The sequence below is a fragment of the Mesorhizobium sp. J18 genome (assembly GCF_007829525.1).
In the GTDB taxonomy this organism is placed as follows: domain Bacteria; phylum Pseudomonadota; class Alphaproteobacteria; order Rhizobiales; family Rhizobiaceae; genus VLJP01.
Genome location: NZ_VLJP01000006.1, coordinates 52,608 through 74,753, shown reverse-complemented (window position 1 = coordinate 74,753; position 22,146 = coordinate 52,608). Strand labels below are relative to the sequence as shown.

General features: G+C 62.3%; 20 protein-coding genes. 16 read left to right on the top strand and 4 right to left on the bottom strand.

Translation table 11 applies throughout. From position 1 onward, the window contains the following. Positions 1-32 precede the first annotated feature (32 nt). Positions 33-767, bottom strand: coding sequence for a GntR family transcriptional regulator (locus L598_RS03720; RefSeq protein ID WP_144860514.1), 735 nt, complete (start codon positions 765-767; stop codon positions 33-35). Positions 768-867: 100 nt separating this feature from the next. On the opposite strand from L598_RS03720, the gene L598_RS03715 reads away from it, so the two are divergent. The 13 genes from L598_RS03715 (at position 868) to L598_RS03655 (ending at position 14,456) form a co-directional block, all read left to right on the top strand. Continuing rightward, on the top strand, positions 868-1,155 hold the full coding sequence (locus L598_RS03715; RefSeq protein WP_186444919.1) for a UxaA family hydrolase: 288 nt from the start codon (positions 868-870) through the stop codon (positions 1,153-1,155). 15 nt (positions 1,156-1,170) lie between these two features. After that, complete coding sequence (locus tag L598_RS03710) at positions 1,171-2,352, top strand: UxaA family hydrolase (protein ID WP_144860510.1); 1,182 nt, start codon at positions 1,171-1,173, stop codon at positions 2,350-2,352. A gap of 103 nt (positions 2,353-2,455) precedes the next feature. Continuing rightward, positions 2,456-3,388, top strand: coding sequence for a hydroxyacid dehydrogenase (locus tag L598_RS03705; protein WP_144860508.1), 933 nt, complete (start codon positions 2,456-2,458; stop codon positions 3,386-3,388). Further along, positions 3,385-4,386, top strand: coding sequence for an Ldh family oxidoreductase (locus tag L598_RS03700; protein WP_144860506.1), 1,002 nt, complete (start codon positions 3,385-3,387; stop codon positions 4,384-4,386). Before L598_RS03705 ends, L598_RS03700 begins: the two co-directional genes overlap by 4 nt. A 129-nt stretch (positions 4,387-4,515) precedes the next feature. Continuing rightward, positions 4,516-5,475 carry a sugar-binding transcriptional regulator gene (locus L598_RS03695; protein ID WP_144860504.1) on the top strand — a complete coding sequence of 320 codons (960 nt, stop codon included), beginning with the start codon at positions 4,516-4,518 and terminating at the stop codon, positions 5,473-5,475. Between the two features lie 259 nt (positions 5,476-5,734). Then, complete coding sequence (locus L598_RS03690; RefSeq protein WP_144860502.1) at positions 5,735-7,048, top strand: sugar ABC transporter substrate-binding protein; 1,314 nt, start codon at positions 5,735-5,737, stop codon at positions 7,046-7,048. Between the two features lie 95 nt (positions 7,049-7,143). Continuing rightward, complete coding sequence (locus tag L598_RS03685) at positions 7,144-8,016, top strand: sugar ABC transporter permease (RefSeq protein ID WP_144860500.1); 873 nt, start codon at positions 7,144-7,146, stop codon at positions 8,014-8,016. 9 nt (positions 8,017-8,025) lie between these two features. Further along, positions 8,026-8,850, top strand: a complete 825-nt coding sequence (locus L598_RS03680; RefSeq protein ID WP_144860498.1) for a carbohydrate ABC transporter permease — start codon at positions 8,026-8,028, stop codon at positions 8,848-8,850. A 14-nt stretch (positions 8,851-8,864) separates the two neighbouring features. Beyond that, the gene (locus L598_RS03675; RefSeq protein ID WP_144860496.1) at positions 8,865-9,863 is read left to right on the top strand and encodes an ABC transporter ATP-binding protein; all 999 of its coding nucleotides are present in this window, start codon (positions 8,865-8,867) and stop codon (positions 9,861-9,863) included. Beyond that, a complete protein-coding gene (locus L598_RS03670) occupies positions 9,863-10,636 on the top strand; it encodes an L-iditol 2-dehydrogenase (RefSeq protein ID WP_144860494.1) in 774 nt (257 codons plus the stop codon). Before L598_RS03675 ends, L598_RS03670 begins: the two co-directional genes overlap by 1 nt. A gap of 69 nt (positions 10,637-10,705) precedes the next feature. Beyond that, on the top strand, positions 10,706-12,184 hold the full coding sequence (locus L598_RS03665) for a mannitol dehydrogenase family protein (protein ID WP_144860492.1): 1,479 nt from the start codon (positions 10,706-10,708) through the stop codon (positions 12,182-12,184). Between the two features lie 5 nt (positions 12,185-12,189). Beyond that, positions 12,190-12,882, top strand: a complete 693-nt coding sequence (locus tag L598_RS03660) for an HAD family hydrolase (RefSeq protein ID WP_144860490.1) — start codon at positions 12,190-12,192, stop codon at positions 12,880-12,882. Beyond that, a complete protein-coding gene (locus L598_RS03655) occupies positions 12,879-14,456 on the top strand; it encodes an FGGY-family carbohydrate kinase (protein ID WP_144860488.1) in 1,578 nt (525 codons plus the stop codon). The genes L598_RS03660 and L598_RS03655 overlap by 4 nt, the downstream gene beginning before the upstream one ends. An 18-nt stretch (positions 14,457-14,474) precedes the next feature. Here L598_RS03655 and L598_RS03650 read toward each other — a convergent pair whose 3' ends face one another. Beyond that, positions 14,475-15,266 (bottom strand): helix-turn-helix transcriptional regulator, encoded by a 792-nt coding sequence (locus tag L598_RS03650; RefSeq protein ID WP_144860486.1) that lies wholly within the window; start codon positions 15,264-15,266, stop codon positions 14,475-14,477. A gap of 112 nt (positions 15,267-15,378) precedes the next feature. Here L598_RS03650 and L598_RS03645 point away from each other — a divergent pair, with 112 nt between their 5' ends. Both L598_RS03645 and L598_RS03640 read left to right on the top strand, forming a co-directional pair. Next, entirely contained in the window at positions 15,379-16,953 is a 1,575-nt protein-coding gene (locus L598_RS03645) for an ABC transporter substrate-binding protein (RefSeq protein WP_144860483.1), read from the top strand. Positions 16,954-17,043: 90 nt separating this feature from the next. Then, positions 17,044-19,038 carry a CocE/NonD family hydrolase gene (locus L598_RS03640; protein ID WP_144860481.1) on the top strand — a complete coding sequence of 665 codons (1,995 nt, stop codon included), beginning with the start codon at positions 17,044-17,046 and terminating at the stop codon, positions 19,036-19,038. Positions 19,039-19,094: 56 nt separating this feature from the next. Here the strand turns inward: L598_RS03640 and L598_RS03635 are convergent, their stop codons facing one another. Together L598_RS03635 and L598_RS03630 are read right to left on the bottom strand one after the other, a co-directional pair. Continuing rightward, positions 19,095-19,877, bottom strand: a complete 783-nt coding sequence (locus L598_RS03635) for an IclR family transcriptional regulator (RefSeq protein WP_186444918.1) — start codon at positions 19,875-19,877, stop codon at positions 19,095-19,097. Positions 19,878-19,992: 115 nt separating this feature from the next. Next, entirely contained in the window at positions 19,993-20,901 is a 909-nt protein-coding gene (locus L598_RS03630; protein ID WP_144860477.1) for a hypothetical protein, read from the bottom strand. Positions 20,902-21,109: 208 nt separating this feature from the next. Between L598_RS03630 and L598_RS03625 the strand changes: the two genes are divergently transcribed. Continuing rightward, positions 21,110-22,108 (top strand): TRAP transporter substrate-binding protein, encoded by a 999-nt coding sequence (locus L598_RS03625; RefSeq protein ID WP_144860475.1) that lies wholly within the window; start codon positions 21,110-21,112, stop codon positions 22,106-22,108. Positions 22,109-22,146: the final 38 nt, after the last annotated feature.

Sequence of the window (22,146 nt, the reverse complement as noted above, 5' to 3'; positions counted from 1 at the left end):
ATCGCCTTGTCGGGCAGTGTCGGATGGTGGGCTCACCTCAATTCCGAACGGTAGTGGGTCTTCTCTGTCAGGCAGCGCGAGACGCGCAACTCGACGGGATTCTGCTCCAGATCGAAGGCGACGCGCGAGATATGGAGGAGCGGCATGCCGGGCCGGCAGCCGAGATGCCTTGCATCGCGCAGGTCGGCGCCGGTTGCCTTCAGTTTTTCGGAAGCCGCCCCGATGGTGATGCCCCAGCGCTGCGAATAGAGCCGGTAAACATTGTTGGGGATTTCCTCGATTGTATCGAAACCGGGGAAGCGGGCAGCCGGAAGGGTGATAGTCTCGACCAGAAGAGGTTCCTTTCCGAACATGCGGATGCGCTCGATGCGCCAGACGGTCGCATCCCGGACAAGGCCGAGCGTCTCCATTTCCTGCCGATTGGCTTTTTCCGGTCCTGAGCGCAGGATGCGCGAGGAGGGGAAGGAGCGTCCTCCGTTGTCCTGCACCAAGCGGAAGAACTGGAAGAGCAGCCGGCCTTCTTCAGGCTCGGCAACGAATGTCCCGCGGCCTTGCCGGCGGATCAGAAGGTTCTCCGCGGTCATGGTATCCAGCGCCTTGCGCACCGTGCCCTGACTGACTCCGAGCTCGCGCGCAAGCTCCATCTCGGAGGGGATGAGCTGGCCGGGCTGCCATGAGCCGTTTATGAGCCGGCGCACCAGGCTCTCCTTCACCTGGAGATAGAGCGGCCTGAAGGTTAAAGCCTTGGCTTGCAGCGTCTCGGTCATGGTGCTGTACTCCAGTTCGGAAAAGCCGTCCTTGACATCAACCGTCCTGTACAGTCTTATATCTTATATAAGACATAAGATACAGTTATCGGAGTGGATGATGCAGATACCACACCTCCTCGTGCATGAGCACAAGGACAATGTCGGAGTCGTGGTCGTAGAAGGGCTGACTGCGGGCACCAGGATGCTCTGTGTGGTGACAGCAGACAATTCAAGCTTCGAGCTTGTCGCCAAGGCTGATGTGCCCATCGGCCACAAGGTGGCGCTGACGGATCTGAAAGCGGGCGATACGGCCATCAAATATGGCGAGGATATCGGCCGCTTCGTCGCCGATGTCGAAAAGGGCGGGCACGTCCATGTCCACAACCTGAAGACCAAGCGCTGGTAGGTCGGGAGAAGTTCCATGGCATCCAAATATTCCAACCTCACCTTCAAGGGCTATCGCCGCGACAATGGCCGGGTCGGCGTGCGCAACCATGTCGTCATCCTGCCGGTGGACGACATCTCGAACGCCGCATGCGAGGCTGTCGGCAACAACATCAAGGGCACGCTCGCGCTGCCGCACGCCTATGGGCGGCTGCAGTTCGGGGCCGACCTCGACCTGCATTTCCGCACCATGATCGGCACCGGCTCCAATCCGAACGTGGCGGCGGTGGTCGTCATCGGCATCGAGCCCGGCTGGACGAAGAAGATTGTCGACGGCATCGCCGAGACCGGCAAGCCGGTGGCGGGTTTCTCGATCGAGCAGAACGGCGACCTGAAGACCATCATGGACGCATCCCGCAAGGCCAAGGAATTCGTGCATTACGCGACCGAGCTGCAGCGCGAGGAATGCTCGATCTCGGAGCTGTGGGTCTCCACCAAATGCGGCGAGAGCGACACCACGACCGGCCTCGGCTCCTGTCCGACCGTCGGCAACATGTATGACAAGCTGCTGCCGGAAGGCATTTACGGCTGCTTCGGCGAGACCTCGGAAATCACCGGCGCCGAGCACATTGCCAAGGCGCGCGCCATCAATCCGGAAGTGGGCGAGCGCTGGTACAAGATGTGGAAGGCATACCAGGACGAGGTCATCGAGGCACACAAGACCGACGACCTTTCCGAAAGTCAGCCGACCAAGGGCAATATCGAGGGCGGGTTGACCACCATCGAGGAGAAGGCGCTCGGCAATCTGGAGAAGATCGGCCGCACCTCGAAATATATCGATATTCTGGAGCCGGCCGAAACGCCGAAATCGGGCAACGGCCTCTATTTCATGGATTCGTCCTCTGCCGCCGCCGAATGCGTGACGCTGATGGCGGCGGGCGGCTATGTCATCCACACCTTCCCGACCGGCCAGGGCAATGTGATCGGCAATCCGATTGTGCCCGTGATCAAGATTAGTGCCAATCCGCGCACCGTGCGGACCATGGGCGAACATATCGATCTCGACGTCTCCGGCATCCTGCGCCGCGAAATGACGATCGACGAGGCAGGCGACGCGCTGATCGACATGATTGTCCGTACCGCCAACGGCCGCAACACGGCGGCCGAGGCGCTCGGGCACAGAGAGTTCGTCATGACGAAGCTCTACCGCAGCGCCTGATTCGGATCGGCGTTGCTCCCAAAAGGGGGAGAGAAGCGCAGCTTTCACGAGTCTCTGGCTGGTTTTCGCCGTCATTGTCATCTTCAAATCCTGACCCTAGCCGATGCCAGAAATCGTCATTACGGAATTCATGGACGAAGCCGCCGTCAAGTTGTTGGCGGCCGAATATGACGTCTTCTACGATCCCGGACTTGTGGACCAGCCGCAGGAGCTTGCCGGGCTTGCGGCCGAAGCGCGGGCGCTTATCGTGCGCAACCGCACGCAGGTGAGGGGCGCGCTTCTGCAGGCGGCGGAACGGCTGGAATGCGTGGGACGGCTCGGCGTCGGCCTCGACAATATCGACGTGGAGGCCTGCAAGGCCCGAGGCATCACCGTCTATCCCGCCACCGGCGCCAATGATCTGGCGGTCGCCGAATATGTGATCGCGACGGCCATGATGCTCCTTCGGCAGGCCTATCTGTCCTCCGACGCCGTCGCGGCGGGCGCATGGCCGCGCCAGGCCCTGATCGGGCGGGAGATTTCGGGCAAGGTGATGGGTCTTGTCGGCTTCGGTGCCATCGCCAGGGAGGTGGCGCGGCGCGCGGATGCCCTCGGTATGAGCGTTGCCGCCCACGACCCTTTCCTTGCCGACGACCACCCCGCCTGGAAGGCGGCACGAAACCTTCCTCTGGAAGCGCTTCTGGGCGAGGCCGATGTGATCAGCCTGCATGTGCCGTTGACGGATTCGACGCGCCGCATCATCGATGCGCGAGCCATTGGGCGCATGAAGAAGGCGGCGGTTTTGATCAATGCAGCGCGTGGCGGAGTGGTGGACGAGGAGGCACTGTGCATGGCCTTGCGCGAAGGCCGGCTCGCAGGTGCCGCACTCGACGTCTTCGAGGAGGAGCCGCTGCAGGCTGGCAGGGGCGGGATGTTCGAGGGCCTGAAGAATCTAGTGCTCACGCCGCATATCGCCGGCGTGACGGAAGAATCGAACGTCCGCGTCAGCCACAAGATCGCGGAAAACGTTCTAAAGCATCTCGGGGGCAGGTCATGACGGACACGAGACTGACGGTCACTGAGGCGACCGCACTGGTCATCGAGACACTGCTGCGTTGCCGCACGTCGGAGCCCAATGCACGGACGGTGGCGCAGGCGCTGGTCGGCGCAGAACTCGCGGGGCAGGGCGGACATGGCTTGCGGCGGATGCCTTCCTATTGCGCGCAGGCGCTGGCCGGCAAGGTGGACGGCAAGGCCAATCCCAAGGCGACGCAGACAAGGCCGGGGGCGCTTTCCATCGATGCCGCGCATGGCTTCGCCTATCCGGCCCTGGAACTCGCCGAGGATTGGCTGCCGGAGGCCGCGCGCAGCCAGGGCATAGCCATTGCCGGCATCCATCGCTCCCATCATAGCGGGGTGACGGGCCTTGTCGTGGAGCGGTTGGCCGAAAAAGGGCTCATGGCGCTTATGGTCGCCAATGCACCTGCCGCCATGGCGCCATGGGGCGGCAAACGGCCGCTTCTCGGCACCGATCCGATCGCCTTCGCCGCTCCTGTGGCCGGAGCGGATCCGGTCGTCATCGACGTGTCGCTGTCCAAGGTGGCGCGCGGCAAGGTCATGGCTGCCGTGCAGAAGAACGCGCCCATTCCCGAGGGATGGGCATTGGACAGGGACGGCAATCCCACCACCGACGCCAGAGAGGCCCTCAATGGTCTCATGGTGCCCATGGGCGACGCAAAAGGAGCCGCCCTTGCCATTATGGTGGAGATGCTTTGCGCGGGGCTGACTGGCGCCAGCTATGCCTATGAAGCCACGTCCTTCTTCGATGCCGAGGGCGCGCCGCCCGGAACCGGACAGACCATCATCGCCATAGATCCGGAGGCCTTCGGCCCCGGCGCAACAGAGCGCTTCGCCCAATTGGCGCGGCTGATCGAGGAGATGGATGGCGCCCGCCTGCCGGGCCGCAGGCGCCAGGAGCTCAAGCGGCAGATGGAAAGGGACGGCATTCCGGTCGATCGCGATCTCCTGGACCAGATCGAGGCGCTCGGCCGGTGAGCCGCCGACAGTCCGCCTCTTGTCAGGCATCCGGGCAAATTCTCTGAACGCGAATAATTGCTCATATTCATTGACGTATCGCCGGCGGGCTGCCAGTTTCAGAAACATTGGTTGCAGGCTGGAGCGAAGATGGTCATTAGGCAGGAGCAGGGCAGCAGCAGGCTCGATGACGCGGCGCGGGCAGGGTGGCTCTACTATGTCGCCGGCAATACCCAGGACCAGATAGCGGCCAAGCTCGGTGTATCGCGCCAGTCTGCCCAGCGGCTCGTCTCGCTGGCCGTTTCGGAGGGGCTTGTAAAGGTCCGCATCGACCATCCGATCGCAAGCTGCCTCGATCTGGCGCAGCGTCTGCGCTCACGCTTCGCGCTCGATCTGGTGGAGGTCGTTCCGAGCGATCCGGCGTCCACTTCGACGACGATCGGCGTCGCGCAGGCGACGGCCGCCGAAATCGAGCGCTTTCTGAAATCGCCCGAACCGATCGTCATGGCCATTGGCACGGGGCGGACCCTGAAGGCGGCGATCGAGCAGATTTCGCCGATGGAATGCCCGCAGCACAAGATCGTCTCGCTTACCGGCAATATAGCGCCGGACGGTTCTGCGGCGTTCTACAATGTCATCTTTACAATGGCCGATACGGTGAAGGCGCGCAGCTTTCCTATGCCTTTGCCCGTGATTGCGGCGACGCCGGAGCAGCGCCAGCTTCTCCACGACCAATCCATCGTCCGTTCGACCCTTGCTCTTGCCGCGCAAGCAAAGGTGACGTTCGTCGGCATCGGCGATCTCGGGCCGAAGGCGCCCCTTTTCCTGGACGGCTTTATTTCGGAGGCGGAACTCAAGGCGCTGCAGAAGGCTGGCGCCGTGGGCGAAATCGTCGGCTGGGCCTTCGACAGGGATGGCCGGCTCATCGAGGGCATTACGAACGAGCGTGTGGCGAGCGCGCCTATCCCTTCCCGTGAAAATTCCCTTGTTGTCGGCGCGGCTATGGGAGAATTCAAGGTCCTGGGGATATTGGCGGCCGTCAGTCGCCGTCTCATCAACGGACTGATCACCGACGAACGTACAGCAACGGCGCTGCTAGAGGCGCGGTGACGCCCTCTGTGATCTGACGACAGCCTTTCCGTGCCTTTACCGGTCATGGTGTCGTTTCGGTCGAGAACTGGATGCCCGACGCTCTCCGCTTCGCTTCGAGGTCGAGGATGACGATGGCTTGATGACGCCGGCCCGCCGCCCACTGCTCACCTCCTTTTTCGCTGCGCTGCAGCAATGAATCCGTCTTGACTCGGCTGTCGTGCGGTGATCATTTGCTCAATGAAATAGCATTTGCTCATCATCATATCGGGAGGAAGCCATGAATATGAAGATCCTCGCCCTCGGTGCGTGCTCGCTCTTGGCGCTTGCTGCCCATGCACAAGCGGAGACCTTGACCATCGCCACCGTCAACAATGGCGACATGATCCGCATGCAAAAGCTGACGGATGATTTCACTTCCAAGAATCCGGACATTCAGCTCGAATGGGTCACTCTGGAAGAGAACGTGCTGCGCGAACGCGTCACCACGGATATCGCGACCAGGGGTGGCCAGTACGATATCCTGACCATCGGCAATTATGAGGTTCCCATCTGGGCCAAGCAGGACTGGCTGCTTCCGCTCGACAATCTCGGCGACGACTATGACGTGGACGACCTCCTGCCGGCCATTCGCGGCGGGTTGAGCGTGGACGACAAGCTCTATGCCGCGCCCTTCTACGGCGAGTCGGCGATGATCATGTATCGCACCGACCTCTTCGAGAAGGCGGGACTGACCATGCCGGAATCGCCGACCTGGGAATTCATCGGCGAGGCGGCGCGCAAGATCACGGACCGCGACAATGACATCAATGGCATCTGCCTGCGCGGCAAGGCCGGATGGGGCGAGAACATGGCCTTTCTCACCGCGCTCAACAATTCCTTCGGCGGGCGCTGGTTCGACGAGAACTGGCAGCCCCAGTTCGACCAGCCGCAATGGAAGGAGTCGCTGCAGTTCTATGCCGACCTGATGAAGGAGGCCGGTCCGTCCGGCGCTTCGTCCAACGGGTTCAACGAAAACCTGACCCTGTTCCAGCAAGGCAAGTGCGGCATGTGGATCGATGCCACGGTTGCGGCATCCTTCGTTTCCAATCCGGATGATTCGACCGTTGCGGACAAGGTTGGCTACGCTATCTTCCCGAGCAAGGAAGGCGTCGACAATCACGGCAACTGGCTGTGGTCGTGGAACCTGGCGATCCCGGCCAGCACGACCAAGGCGGAATCCGCCCAGAAGTTCATCGCCTGGGCGACCAGCAAGGGATACACGGAACTCGTTGCGGAGAAGGAGGGCTGGGCGAACGTACCTCCCGGCACGCGCACCTCGCTCTATGAAAACGAGGAATACAAGAAGGCCGCGCCCTTCGCCGAACCGACGCTTGCCGCCATGGATGCGGCGGATATCACCAAGCCGACCGTCGATCCTGTCCCCTATACCGGCGGACAGTTCGTGGCCATCCCCGAATTCCAGGGCCTCGGCACGATGGTCGGACAATTGTTCTCCGCAGTTGTGGCAGGACAATCCTCGGTGGATGACGCGCTCACCCAGGCGCAATCGATCGCCCAACGCGAGATGACCCGCGCGGGCTACATCAAATAGGGCATCCTCCCGAGCCTGGCTGCCCGGTCGCATGATCGGGCGGCCCTTTTCCAAAGCGAAAAGTTTCTACGCCTGCTACCGACAGGGTGATCGCGATGGCAACCAGACAGACCCGGACCTTGGCGCGTTTCATGATGACGCCGTCGGTCGTGCTTCTCCTGATCTGGATGATCGTACCGCTGGCGATGACCTTGTGGTTCTCGTTCCAGAACTACAATCTGCTGATGCCCGCGAACCGGAGCTTCGCCGGCTTTTTCAACTACATCTATTTCTATACCGACCCGGCTTTCTTCCAGTCGATCGCCAACACGCTCGCCATCGTCCTCGGTGTGCTCGCCATCACGGTGATCGGTGGAATCCTGCTGGCCCTGCTGCTCGATCAGCCGATATTCGGCCAGGGGATTGTGCGCATCCTCATCATCTCTCCCTTCTTCGTCATGCCGCCGGTGGCCGCGCTGGTCTGGAAGAACATGATCATGCATCCGGGCTATGGCGTCTTCGCGGATATATCGAGGTTCCTCGGCCTGCGGCCGATCGACTGGTTCGCGCAGTATCCGCTGCTTTCCATCATCATCATTGTCGCCTGGCAGTGGCTGCCTTTCGCAACGCTGATCCTTCTGACCGCGCTGCAGTCGCTCGACGAAGAGCAGAAGGAGGCAGCCGAGATGGATGGTGCTGGAGCCGTTTCGCGCTTCATCTATATCATCCTGCCACATCTTGCCCGTGCCATCACGGTCGTCATCCTCATCGAGACGATCTTCCTGCTGGCGGTCTATGCTGAAATCCTCGTCACGACCAATGGCGGCCCGGGCTATGCCTCGACCAATCTCGCCTTTCTCGTCTACCGCACGGCCTTGTTGTCCTATGACATAGGCGGAGCCTCGGCAGGCGGCGTGATAGCGGTCGTGCTGGCCAACATCGTCGCGCTCTTCCTGATGCGTGCGGTCGGCAAGAACCTGGACCGGTAGGAGCACGCCATGGCACGCGCAGTATCCAGCCGCAGAAAGACAATCGTGACGATCGTCGCCTGGGTGATCGCTTTCGTGATCTTCTTTCCGATCCTCTACACGGTCATCACCTCCCTCAAGACGGAGCGCGAGGCGATCGACGGCATCAGCCTGATCCCGTCCGGCACCTTCGAGAACTATGTCGAGGTGCAGGCGCAGCGCGACTACTGGAAACCCTTCACGAATTCCGTGATCATCTCCATCGGCTCGACGCTGATCGGGCTGGTGATCGCGATCCCCGCCGCCTGGGCGATGGCCTTTTCTCCCACGAAACGGACCAAGGACATCCTGATGTGGATGCTGTCCACCAAGATGATGCCGGCGGTAGGCGTGCTGGTCCCGCTCTATCTGCTGTTTCGAGACACCGGCCTGCTTGATACGCGGCTCGGGCTGACGATCGTTCTGACGCTGGTCAACCTGCCGATCATTGTCTGGATGCTTTACACATATTTCCGCGAGATCCCGGGCGAGATTCTGGAAGCGGCGCGCATGGACGGCGCCTCCTTGATGAAGGAGATCGTCTATGTCCTGACGCCGATGGCGGTGCCAGGAATAGCCTCGACCCTGCTATTGAACATCATCCTGGCGTGGAACGAATCCTTCTGGACGATACGGCTGACGGCCGCAAATGCCGCGCCGCTGACCGCCTTCATCGCCTCTTTCTCCAGTCCGCAAGGCCTGTTCTGGGCGAAGCTTTCGGCAGCCTCGACGCTCGCCATCGCACCGATCCTCATCATGGGCTGGTTCAGCCAGAAGCAACTCGTGCGCGGCCTCACCTTCGGCGCCGTCAAGTAAGGGAGGCGGGAACAATGGGAAGCATCAGTCTCCAAAAGGTTCACAAGGCTTTCGGCAACACGGTTGTCATTCCGGAAGTCAACCTGGAGATCACGGACAACGAGTTCGTGGTCTTTGTCGGCCCATCCGGCTGCGGGAAATCCACGCTGCTGCGGCTGATCGCGGGGCTGGAGGACATGACCAGCGGCACGATCAGCATCGACGGCAAGGATGTGACGCGCGAGCCGCCTGCGCGGCGCGGCCTCTCCATGGTATTCCAGTCCTATGCGCTCTATCCGCATATGACGGTCTACGGAAACATCGCCTTCCCGCTGAAGATGGCCGGCATGGAGAAATCCGCCATAGACACCAAGGTGCGTGACGCGGCGCGCATCCTGAACCTGACCGATTATCTGGAGCGCCGGCCGGGGCAGCTTTCGGGCGGACAGCGCCAGCGTGTCGCCATTGGCCGGGCCATCGTGCGCGAGCCGAAGGCGTTCCTGTTCGACGAGCCGCTTTCCAATCTCGACGCCGCGCTGCGCGGCTCCATGCGGCTCGAGATCAGCGAATTGCACCACAAGCTCCAGACGACGATGATCTATGTCACGCATGACCAGATCGAAGCCATGACCATGGCCGACAAGATCGTCGTGCTGAATGCAGGCAATGTCGAGCAGGTCGGCTCGCCGCTGGAGCTCTACCGCAACCCGCAGAATCTCTTCGTCGCCGGCTTCATAGGCTCGCCGCGCATGAATTTCCTGCAAGGCGAGACGGCGCGGAAGCTCGGTGCCGCCACCATCGGCATCAGGCCGGAACATCTGGAGCTGTCTACGAGCGAGGGCCTGTGGAAAGGTGAGGTGGGCGTGGCCGAGCATCTCGGCTCCGACACCTTCCTGCATATCGATGTCGCGGGTGTCGGACAGATCACGGCGCGGGCGGATGGCGAGTTCGCCCTGCGCCACGGTGAGACGGTCTATCTGTCGCCCGTCGAAAAGCAGCTTCATCGCTTCAATGACGAGGGCAGGGCGATCTGATGCGGCGTCTGGAAGGAAAGTCGGCGCTGATTACCGGCGCCGCGCGCGGCATCGGACGGTCCTTCGCCGAGGCCTATGTGCGTGAAGGCGCAACCGTCGCCATTGGTGATATCAATGTCGAAGCTGCTGAGAAGACCGCTGCCGAAATCGGCCCGGCCGCCTATGCCGTCCCACTCGACGTGACCGACCAGGCCTCCATCGACGCTGCCATCCACATGGTCGAGGAGAGGACGGGCGGCATCGACATACTCATCAACAATGCGGCGCTGTTCGACCTCGCGCCTGTCGTGGATATCACGCGCGAAAGCTATGACAGGCTCTTTTCAATCAATGTCGCCGGCACGCTGTTTACGCTGCAGGCTGCCGCGCGCTCCATGATCCGGCGCGGCAAGGGCGGCAAGATCATCAATATGGCAAGCCAGGCCGGCCGGCGGGGTGAGCCGCTGGTCGCCGTCTACTGCGCCACCAAGGCGGCCGTCATCAGCCTCACCCAGTCGGCGGGCCTGAACCTCATCAGGCATGGCATCAATGTGAATGCCATCGCCCCCGGCGTCGTGGATGGCGAGCATTGGGACGGAGTGGACGCGCTGTTCGCCCGCTATGAGAACCGTCCGATGGGCGAGAAGAAACGGCTCGTTGGCGAGGCGGTGCCCTATGGCCGGATGGGCCGCGCCGAGGACCTGACCGGGATGGCGGTATTCCTCGCTACCTCCGAGGCGGATTACATCGTCGCCCAGACCTACAATGTCGATGGCGGCAACTGGATGAGCTGAGATGATATTGTTTTGTCTTCCCCCTTTGCCGCGTCATGCCGGAAGCCGCTCGGAGGGGAGCGCAAGCCGATGACAGCCCGCCTCTCCCTTGCCGGCCTCGAAAGCCTGCCGCCGGGCATCTCGCGTCCCGCCTATTCCCGCGACGGACTCTCCGCCGGCATCCTGCATTTCGGCGTCGGCAATTTCCATCGTGCGCATCAGGCGGTCTATCTCGATGACCTGTTCAATACAGGCAACGACCACGACTGGGCGATCGTGGGCGCTGGCGTTCTGCCGTCGGATGAAAAGATGCGGCAGATGCTCGCCGGGCAGGACTATCTGTCGAGCGTCGTGGAACAGGAGGCCGACCGCAGCGAGGCGAGAGTGACCGGCTCCATGGTCGATTTCCTGTCGCCGGAGCTACCGGAGGAGATCATCGCACGGCTGGCCGATCCGGCCATCCGCATCGTCTCCCTCACCATCACCGAGGGCGGCTATTTCATCGATGCCGCTTCCGGCGCGTTCGATCCGGCTCATCCTGAAATCGTGGCGGATGGCGCAAATCCCGGCCACCCCCGGACCGTCTTCGGTCTGATCGTCGCCGGGCTGAAGCGCCGCCGCGAGGCGGGGATCGCGCCTTTTACGGTCATGTCCTGCGACAACGTCCCCCATAACGGCACGGTCACGCGCAATGCCGTCATTGGCCTGGCGCGGCTTTCCGATCCGGCCTTCGCCGACTGGATCGGCGACAATGTCGCCTTTCCGAACGGCATGGTGGACCGGATCACACCGGCGACCGGCGACCGCGAGCGCGAGATACTGGCCTCGCAATTCGGAATCAAGGATTCGTGGCCTGTCTTCTGCGAGGGGTTCAAGCAATGGGTGCTGGAGGACGATTTTCCCGCCGGCCGGCCGGCGCTAGAAAATGTCGGCGTGCAGTTCGTGCCGGATGTCACGCCCTATGAGGTGATGAAGATCCGCATCCTCAACGGCGGCCATGCCGCGATCGGCTATCCGGCGGGGCTTATGGACATCCATTTCGTCCATGAGGCGATGGAGGATCCGCTGGTCAGCGCATTCCTGGAGAAGGTCGAGCGCGAGGAGATCATTCCGGTCGTGCCTCCCGTGCCCGACACCGACCTCGACGACTATTTCCAGGTAGTGAAGACACGGTTCGCCAATCCGAAGATCGGCGACACCGTGCGCCGCCTTTGCCTCGACGGCTCGAACCGTCAGCCGAAATTCATCGTCCCCTCGATCAATGACTGCCTGAAGGCCGGTCGCGACATAACCGGGCTCGCGCTCGAATCGGCTCTGTGGTGCCGCTATTGCTACGGCGTGACGGACAGCGGCAAGGTCATCGAGCCCAATGATCCGAACTGGCCACGGCTTCAGGAGGTCGCCCGGCAGGCGAAATCCGATCCGCTCGCATGGCTTGCCATGAAGGACATCTACGGAGAACTCGCGGCTTCCGAGATTTTCCATCCGGCTTTTGCCAAGGCATTGGGGGCGCTCTGGGCCGATGGCACGAAGGCAACACTCAAGCGCTATCTGCGGGGTGCGCTTTGAACAGGATGAAGTTGGACTCGATTCATCTCGTTATCTTCGATTGCGACGGCGTGCTCGTCGACAGCGAGCCGATTGCGATAGCGGTGCTCCTGGAGATAATCCGCGAGGCTGGAGTTGTCCTGGGCGAGGAGGAGGCATATCGGCGCTTCCTCGGCCGCTCCATGGTCTCCATCTCGAAGGATATTGAAGCGGAATTCGGCCTGATCGTCACCGACGATCATCTGACCGCCATCCGTTTGCGCCTTTACGAGGAATTCCGCCGCGATCTGCGCCCCATCCCCGGCATTGCCGAAACCTTGAGCAAGCTCGACCGGCCCTACTGTGTCGCCTCTTCGAGCCAACCGGAGCGTATCCGGCTGTCCCTCGACGTTACCGGGCTACTGGATCGTTTCGAGCCGTGGATATACAGTTCCACCATGGTCAGGAAAGGGAAGCCCGCACCCGATCTTTTTCTCCATGCGGCGCGGTCGATGGGCGTTCAGCCAGCGTCCTGTCTCGTCGTGGAGGACAGCGTGGCCGGTATTCAGGCCGCGCAACGGGCAGGCATGCATGTCTTCGCTTTCACCGGCGGATCCCATGCCGTTGCCGGCGATCTGGTGCGCAAGGCCGCTGAACTCAAACCGGATCGGGTTTTCGACGACATGCGCGCTCTTCCCGGCCTGATCGAAGGCATGGCGAAAGCAGGAAACATGGCTTGAGCCGCGATCACGTCTGCGCCGTCGATGTCGGGACCGGCAGCGCGCGGGCCGGCATCTTCGCTATCGACGCCACATTGGTTGGACAGGGGAGCCATCCCATTCTCATCAACCGATCTGCGGCCGGGCATGCCGAGCACGATTCGGAGGATATCTGGCGGGCGGTTTGCCACGCCGTGTCGAAAGCCGTCGCCTCATCGGGGCTGGAGCCCGGAAGCATCGCGGCGATCTCCTTCGATGCGACCTGCTCGCTCGTGATCCGCGGAGAAGGTGGAAGACAGGTTTCCGCCTCCACGACGGGCGAGGAGAACTGGGACACGGTGGTTTGGCTGGACCATCGCGCGCTTGCCGAAGCTGAGGAATGCACGGCCACGGGTCATCGCGTCCTCGACTATGTCGGCGGTGTGATGTCGCCGGAAATGCAGGTGCCGAAGCTCATGTGGCTGAAGCGCCACCTGCCGCAAAGCTGGCGGGSGSSCAGCCATTTCTTCGATCTTGCCGACTTTCTGACTTGGAAGGCCTGCGGCTCGACGGCGCGCTCGCAATGCACGCTGACGGCCAAATGGACCTATCTGGCGCACTGCAACGGCTGGCAGCGCGATTTTCTCGCCACGGTCGGTCTCGAAGACATGCTGGAACGCGGAAGCCTGCCGGATCTGGCCGTTCCTGCAGGTTCGCTTCTTGGAACGCTCACACCGGAAGCGGCAAGCATGCTCGGTCTTGACACGGAATGCGTCGTGGGCGCCGGCATGATCGATGCATTTGCCGGCACGCTCGGGCTTGTAGGGCGTCACGCGGGCGAGGGGGTCGGCAACCACTTCGCCCTGATCGCCGGAACGTCGAGCTGCGTCATGGGTTTCGCGCAGAAGGAGCGGCAGGTGCGCGGCATCTGGGGGCCATGTTTCGGCGCTACACTGCCGGGCCTCTGGATGTCCGAAGGCGGCCAGTCCGCGACCGGTGCCCTGCTCGATCACCTCATTCGCTGGCATGCCGCCGGCGGCGAGCCGGATGCTCAAACTCACGGCAGGATCATTGCCCGCATCAACGAGCTCCGGGCACGGGAAGGTGCAGGCTTCGCCAGCCGATTGCATGTCCTGCCGGATTTCCACGGCAATCGCTCGCCGCTTGCGGATTCGCAGGCCCTCGGCGTGATATCGGGCCTGACGCTTGATACCTCCTTCGACAGCTTTTGCCGCCTCTACTGGCGGTCATGCGTGGCAATCGCGCTCGGCGTCCGGCATATTCTCGACGCGTTCAATGCAGGCGGCCACAATATCGACACGCTGCATGTGACCGGCGGGCACACCCGCAACCCGCTCCTCATGGAGCTTTACCCCGAGGTAACCGGCTGCACCCTGGTCGAGCCGGCTGCGGAGAATGCCATGCTGCTCGGCACGGCCATGGCTGCCGCATCGGCAGGGAGGCTCTATGACGGGCTTTATGAGGCCTGCCGTGCCATGTCCCGTCCCGGTACCATGCGTGTTCCGGATAAAGCTGCATGGGCAATCTACGAGCGGGACTATCGCATCTTTCTGGAGATGCTTCGCCAGCGTGCTGCTTTGGATCGGATGGAGTGACGCAGCTTCCTTTTCGTTTCAGGCAGAAGGGGAAACGGTCAGCAGATTGGATCCTGTCAGATAGCGGCTGACGGGTTCCGGCAAGACGCCGCTTTCCGGTGCAAGCAAGCCGCAGCGCGAGACCAGTGCCCGGCGGTCGACGTCATGCCCGAAATAGCGCCAGATCATGCGGGATGCATAGGGCGTGTTCTCCTTCCGCCAGGAGACGCCCATGGTGATGCCATGCAGATAGAGGCGCTGATGTATCTCGAAGGGCATCAGGATCGTCTGGCCGAAGGTCGGATATTCGCCATTGGTGCGTTCGGTGATGAAGATGCGGTTTCGCCGGTAGGCGGCAAGGCCCACATAGCGGGAATGCTGCCTGATCCCGCTGGCCCTGTCGATGATGCGCTCCCGCGACGTGACGACGACCCGCCCGTCGCGCTCCTTCAGATGCACGCAGGAGCAGACGACCTTGCCTGGCCATGACATGGACAGATGATAGGTCTGGTAGAAGCCGAGATAGCGCCGCAGGCTGTTCAGGTCGCCGGGATATCCGTCGAGCAGGATGTCTCCGGCATTGTCGCGGCTGACGCAAGGCCCGAGACGTTTGCGGAACTCCTGGCGCGGCAGGTCGAAATCCTCCGGCTCGACGGCAAAGGCCCGGGCGATGCGGTGCCGGTTATGGGCCGACGGCAGGGCCTGCCCGTTGATGTAGCGGTTGAATTGCTGGCGGTTCACCCCGATCTCGCGGCAGACCTGCGATATCGAGGCGCGGGTGCTGCACGCTTCCCGGAGATTGGCTGCGAAAATCTTGTGGGCCGAGGTCATCGAGGAGTAGCGTAAAAGAGCGTAGGCCCGCGTCAAGCCGCGAAATTGATTGCCGAAGGAATTGGATCACGATTGTTCCCATCAATCCTCGAATTTCCAGGGAGCGCGTGACATGGTCGATATCCGCAAAAAACCCCTTGGTCTGGACCTTACCCGGCGCCGCTTCGTTCAAAGCAGTGCGATGCTCGGGCTGTCTCTGGCAGCGGCGAGTTTTCCGGCCAGCCGTCTGCTGGCGCAGGAGCCCAAACGCGGAGGCCATTTGAAGCTTGGCCTTGGCGGCGGTGCATCCGCCGACACGCTCGATCCGGCTTTGGCGAGCGCTACCGTCGCCTTCGTGATCGCCCATTGCTGGGGCGATACGCTGGTGGAATCGCATCCTGAAACGGGCGAGGCGGTCCCGTCGCTGGCCGAATCGTGGTCCCCGTCTCCCGATGCCAAGGTCTGGACCTTCAAGATCAGAAAGGACGTCTCCTTCCATGACGGCAAGCCGATGACCGTCGCGGATGTCGTCGCCACCCTGAAGCGTCACTCGGGCGAGGGCTCGCAATCGGGCGCGCTCGGTCTTCTCGGCTCGATCGAGCGCATCGAGGAGAAGGCGGGCGACCTCGTCATCACCTTGTCGGAAGGCAATGCCGATCTGCCGCTGGTTCTGACCGACTATCATCTCCAGATTCAGCCGAATGGCGGCATGGACGATCCGAATGCGGCGATCGGCACCGGACCCTACAAGCTCGCCAGCTACGATGCCGGCATCCGCGCGACCTTCGAAAGGAACAAGGAAGACTGGCGCCCGGATCGCGGTTTTGTCGATAGCGTCGAAATCATCGTCATGAACGACGCCACGGCCCGGGTCGGCGCCTTGAGCTCCGGCCAGGTGCATTTCATCAACACCGTCGATCCCAAGACTGTGAGCCTGCTCCAGCGGGCGCCGAATCTGGAGATCCTGCAGACTTCGGGAAAGGGCTTCTACTCCTTCCTGATGCATTGCGACACCGCGCCTTTCGACAACAACGATCTGAGGATGGCGCTCAAGCTTGCCGTAGACAGGGAAGCGATCCTCAATCAGGTGGTGGGTGGTTTCGGAACGCTCGGCAACGACTATCCGGTCAACGAGAATTACGCGCTCGCCCCCACCGATATAGAGCAGCGCGTCTATGATCCGGAAAAGGCTGCCTTCCACTACAAGAAGTCCGGCCATGAGGGGCCGATCGTGCTGCGCACTTCGGAAGCTGCCTTTCCCGGCGCGGTCGATGCGGCCCAGCTCTTTCAGCAGAGTGCAAGCAAGGCGGGTATCCAGATCGATGTGCGCCGCGAACCGAGCGATGGCTACTGGTCCGAGGTCTGGAACGCGCAGCCTTTCTGCGCCTCCTATTGGGGTGGCCGGCCTACCCAGGATTCGCGCTATTCCACCTCCTATGTCTCCAACGCCGAGTGGAACGATACGCGCTTCAAGCGCCCGGACTTCGACGAACTCGTCTATCGCGCAAGAGCGGAACTAGACAAGGAGAAGCGCAAGGCGCTTTACCATCAGATGGCAGTGATGATCCGCGATGAGGGAGGCCTGATCCTCCCGGTATTCAACGATTTTGTGAACGCTGCCTCGAAGCAGATGAAGGGCTTCGTTCACGATATCGGCAACGATATTTCCAACGGCCGCATCGCTAGCAGGGTCTGGCTGGAGTCGTAGCCACCGTCACTTTTCAGCAGGGTTCGCGGGCACGCCGCCATGTGCGGTCGCGCCTGGCCTGCGATCTGTTTTCGTCAGGGAGGAACCACCATGAGCCAAGGCGCCTTTACGGTCATCGAGAATGAATGGATCGTCCTGAAGGACGGGACAAGGCTTGCCGCCCGGATCTGGATGCCGGCTGGCGCCGACGCCGATCCGGTTCCTGCCGTCCTTGAATTCCTTCCTTACCGCAAGCGGAACGGGACAGCGCCACGCGACGAGTCGACCTATCCGGTTTTCGCCGAGGCGGGCATTGCGGGTATCCGTGTCGATATTCGCGGTTCGGGCGAATCCGAGGGCGTCATCGACGGCGAATATACGCCGCGCGAGCTTTCCGATGCCTGCGAGGTCATCGACTGGATCGCCCGTCAGCCCTGGTCGAACGGCAATGTCGGCATGATGGGCATATCCTGGGGCGGCTTCAATTGCCTGCAGGTGGCGGCGCTGAAACCGCCGGCGCTCAAGGCGGTGATCTCCATCGCCTCTACCGTCGACCGCTACAATGACGACATCCACTACAAGAACGGCACCCATCTGTCGGCGCAGCTTTCCTGGGCAGCTACCATGCTCGCCTACCAGTCGCGGCCGCCGGACCCGGAGATTGTCGGCGAGCACTGGCGCGACATGTGGCTGGAGCGTCTGGAGAACGAGCCCTTCTTCATGGAGGAATGGCTGAGCCATCAGCGGCGCGACGCCTTCTGGCGTCACGGTTCGATCGCGGAGAACTTTGGCGGCTTTCCGGTGCCGGCGCTGGTGATCGCAGGCTGGGCGGACGGTTATCGCAACACGCCGCTCAAGGCAGTGGAAGGCATGCCGGCGAAGGCAAAGGCCCTCATCGGCCCCTGGGTCCACAAATACCCGCATTTCGCCTTTCCGAAACCGCGAGCTGATTTCCATGGCGAGGCGATCGCCTGGTGGAGCCGCTGGCTGCGCGGCGAGCCGAACGGCGCGGACGAGCAGCCGCAGGTCCGGGCCTTCATCCTCGACGGCGTGAGGCCGGCGCTCTGGCGCGAAAGCGATCCGGGCTACTGGGTGGCGAAAAGGAAGTGGTCGCCGCCCGAAATGCTGGACTTTGCCGTGGGGCCGGATTCTGCTCTCTTGTCAGGATCGGGCCCTCGCGCCGACGGAACGATGCTCCTGCGTTCCCCGCTCGACACGGGAACTGCGTCCGGCGAATGGTTCACCCTCAAGCCCGATGCCGAACTGCCGGGCGACCAGCGCGTGGACGATGCCGGATCGGTCACCTTCGACAGCGCCCCGCTTGTCTCGGAGATCGTGCTTCTTGGGCAACCGGTCCTGACCCTGAAACTCGCCAGCGACGCCGAGCTTGCCAATCTCTGCGCGCGCCTTGTCGATATCCATCCGGACGGGACGGCGACAAGGGTCTCGTTCGGCGTCCTCAATCTGGCGCATCGCGCGGGCAATGCCGATCCGCAACCGCTCGTGCCCGGAGAAATGGTGGAAGTGAGGTTGGTGCTCGATGCCTGCGGCTACCGCTTCGCGCCGGGACATCGCATCCGGCTCGCCCTTTCGAGCGCCTATTGGCCGATGATCCTTCCGCCGCCCGCAGATGCCACGCTGACGCTCGACCTGGGCTCGATAGGGCTGTCCCTTCCGCTTCTGGGCGATCACGATCGGATCGACGTGCCGGAGCCCTCGAACCCCGATCCGCTGCCGCGCTACGAAAGCCTCGAGGCGGGCAGGGCGGAGCGCGTGGTCGAACGGAATCTGGCAAAAGGCATGACGCGCTACCGCGTGGTCGAAGACACCGGCCTCAACCGGCATCCGGGCAACGGGCTGGCCTGCCGCGACATTCGGGAAGAAACCTGGTCGATCACGCTCGATGACCCGCTGTCAGTCATCGGCCAGTCGCGATGGACATGCGTGGTGGAACGCGAGGGCTGGAGTGCCAGGACGCTTGCGTTATCGAAGCTTTCCTGTACCGAAAGGGACTGGATCATCGAGGCTTCGGTCGAAGCCTTCGAGAATGGCGAGCCCGTTTTTTCCAGAAGCATGGAAAAGAAAATCCCGCGTGACATGATGTAGGGGAAAGGGAGCCAATATACAGAAGCGCCCCCGCGTTGCCCCGCATGCGCATGCAGTCAGCCGGTCTTCTTGCGGTAACCGAGATTGATGGAAATCTTCTCGGCTGCCGCCTGCAGGTGACGGACCTGATCGGTGCTCGGGGTCTCGGGCAGGTATTGGATCGAATCCGTGACGGCTATTGCCCCGACATAGCCGCCAAGGGCATCGAAGATCGGCGCGGCGAGCGCGTTGAGGCCGACCATCGCCTCATTGGGCGCGGCCGCCCAGCGCTGACGGCGGATCACATCGATCTGGGCGCGGAGCTGTTCCGGGTCGGTGATGGTGTAGGGCGTGACCAGTTCGAGCCCCTCCGAGATCCGGCGTGGCAGCAGAAGCGTGTCCCCGAAGGCAAGGGTGATCTTGCCCTGGGCGCTGGAATGGAAGGGCAGGACAGATCCCGGCTTGACATATATGTCGATATTGGAGCGGCTGGGCACGATCAGCAGGATGCGGTTGCCTTCCTTCTCAGGCTGGCTGATGGCGACCGCATGGCCGAGAAGATCGCGCAGCTCGCGCGCGATCTCACGGGCCGCCGAGGCCAATTCGAAGCTCTCGCTGACGGCCTGGCCCAGCGCCATGAGCCGGGCGCTGATGGAATAGCGTTCGGTGTCCTCGTTGCGGATCAGGTAGCCCGCGGCGACCAGCGTCTGGAGATGGCGGTGGATGCGGCTTTTGGTCGTGCCGAATGCGCGGGCCATTTCCGACACGCCGACGGAAGCCTGGCGGCGCGCGACATATTCCAGGATCTCCAAGGCAAACTGGACGGCCTGGATGCTGCCGCCGCGCAGCGGTTCGCTCATAGTCGAATCCTCACGGTCGCTTCCACTCCTCTGCCGACCAACTACCTGATGCCGCGCCAGACATACCCTGATCCGCATCGTAGGCAAGCCCGCGGACAAAGGCGAGCGTACCGCCTCAGCCACTCGCGGGCGGCATCGGATATTCGTCGGCGTTCAGCACCCAACCCTGGTTCGAGAAGTCGATGCGCGGCGGCGAGAAGATGTCGACGAGCTGGTTGAGGCCCGGTTCCATCCCACGGGAGGTATGGATCGCCGGAGGCGGGATCACAGTCAGCGACGGGGATTTCACCAGCGCATGCTCGTCCTCGCGCCAGGCATTGAGATTGGTCGTCCAGGGCCAGCGCAGGTGATGGGTGAAGGCGCCGTCGAGAGCGAGCGAGCCCTGCTCGAAATCGTCATGGTGATGCGGCGACAATTTGGTGATGTCGCGCGGCCCGTGTTGCGGGTCGAGATAGTTCACCATCAGCGTCGTGCAGCGGAAGATACGGCCGAAGCGGCCGGGCGTCGACGGCACGTCCAGGCTGTAGGCGCGGATGCGGAAGCCGCCGACCGGATCGGGCCATGGCTCCAGCAACGCCACGTTCGGATGCGGCTCGGCATAGGACGCGGCATTGGAGCAGAGCGCGTTGAGATCTTCCGAACGGGTGGACAGGATGCGCGTGGCCCGCCCGCCTTTCGGCAAGGTGATGCGGCTTTCGCCCGGCGGCAGGATGACCAGCGAATAGCCTTCGACCTCGAAGTGCTCGCCATTGGCCTCGACGACGGCCGGCGTGTCGCGATCCGGGAGAAGCAAGACATATTCGTCCGGCTGATCCTTGCGCTCCAATACCCCTCCGGCCTCGACCTCACTGTAGCCGACCAGGAAGTTCTGGCCGCGCGTCAGCCAGGTCTTCGTCCCGCTGTCGCGAATCTGCGGCCCGGTTTCGTAGAACAGGCCGTAATCTGCAGGCGCGAAGGAGGTGGGGGCGGTAGCCTTCGACGTTGCCGAGGCCATCCGCGAACGCGGATCACTTTGATCATACATATGCTCTCTCCCAAGAATCGTTCTGTATTACAGAACAATAGTATTAAAATTCAAAGCCGCGCATGAGAAGCTTGTCAAGGGCGATCAGGCAGGATGGTATGCAGGCCCGATGGTGTGATTGTCCGGGATTTATCTCTTGACAGCCCGGATTCAGCGATAAACTATATATCGCAACAGCGTTCTGCATAACGAAACGGAGGAGACGTTCATGCCGACTCGCCGCCAATTCATCGCGTCCACGACTGCCGTTGCCGCGACGCTCGCCATGCCTTTTGTCGCGCGCGCCCAGCCGGTCCAAATGCGGCTGGCGCATGCCGCCAATGAAATCCACCCCGGTCACATCGCAGCCGTCGAATTCAAGAAGGCGCTGGAAGATCTGGTGCCCGGCGCCATCGAGATCACCATCTTCCCCAATCGTCAGCTCGGCGATGACAAGCAAAACCTGGAATCGGCAATGGCCGGCACCAACGAATTGTGCGGATGCTCGGGTGTGCTTTTCTCGCTGGTTACGGGCCGCGTCGCACTCGATGCGTATCAGCTGCCGTTCCTGATCAAGGATTACGAACACTTCTCCAGGCTCGCCATGAGCGACATCGGCCAGAAGATCCTCGATGACCTGTCGCCCGCCGGGCTGGTCGGCCTGCAAACAACCGATATCGGCCAGCGGCACTTTCTGTCGGCGACGAAGGTCGTCAAAACGGTTGCCGACTTCCAGGGCCAGAAGACACGCATCCTTTCGGTGCCGCTGCACAAGGCGATCTGGGAAGGTGTCGGAGCCTCGCCGGTAGGATTGCCTTATGGCGAGGTCTATGGCGCGCTGGAGACCAAGGTTATCGATGCCGTAGAGATCAACGTGTCGTCGATGCTCGGCGAGAATCTCTGGGAAGTCGGCAAGAACTTCACCCTGACCGGCCACTATCCCTGGCACAATGTCATCGCCGTCAACAAGGCCGTCTTCGACGGCCTGCCGGGCGAACTGCAGGAGGCCATGCGCGAGGCAGGCCGGACGTCGATCGCCCCGACGCTCGAATATACCAAGAACCAGGATCTTGAGGGGCGCGATCAGCTGCGCGCCAAGGGAGTCAACATATACGAGCTAGAAGACCTGGCCGAGATGCAGGAAAAGGTCGAGCCCATCGTAGCTGAATGGAGCAAGAAGTCGCCCCTGATCGAGGAGTTCGTAGCCGCCGCCCGGTCGGACGCCTGAAGGCAGCAACGAGTAAGGCCGGCTTCCGTGAAGCCGGC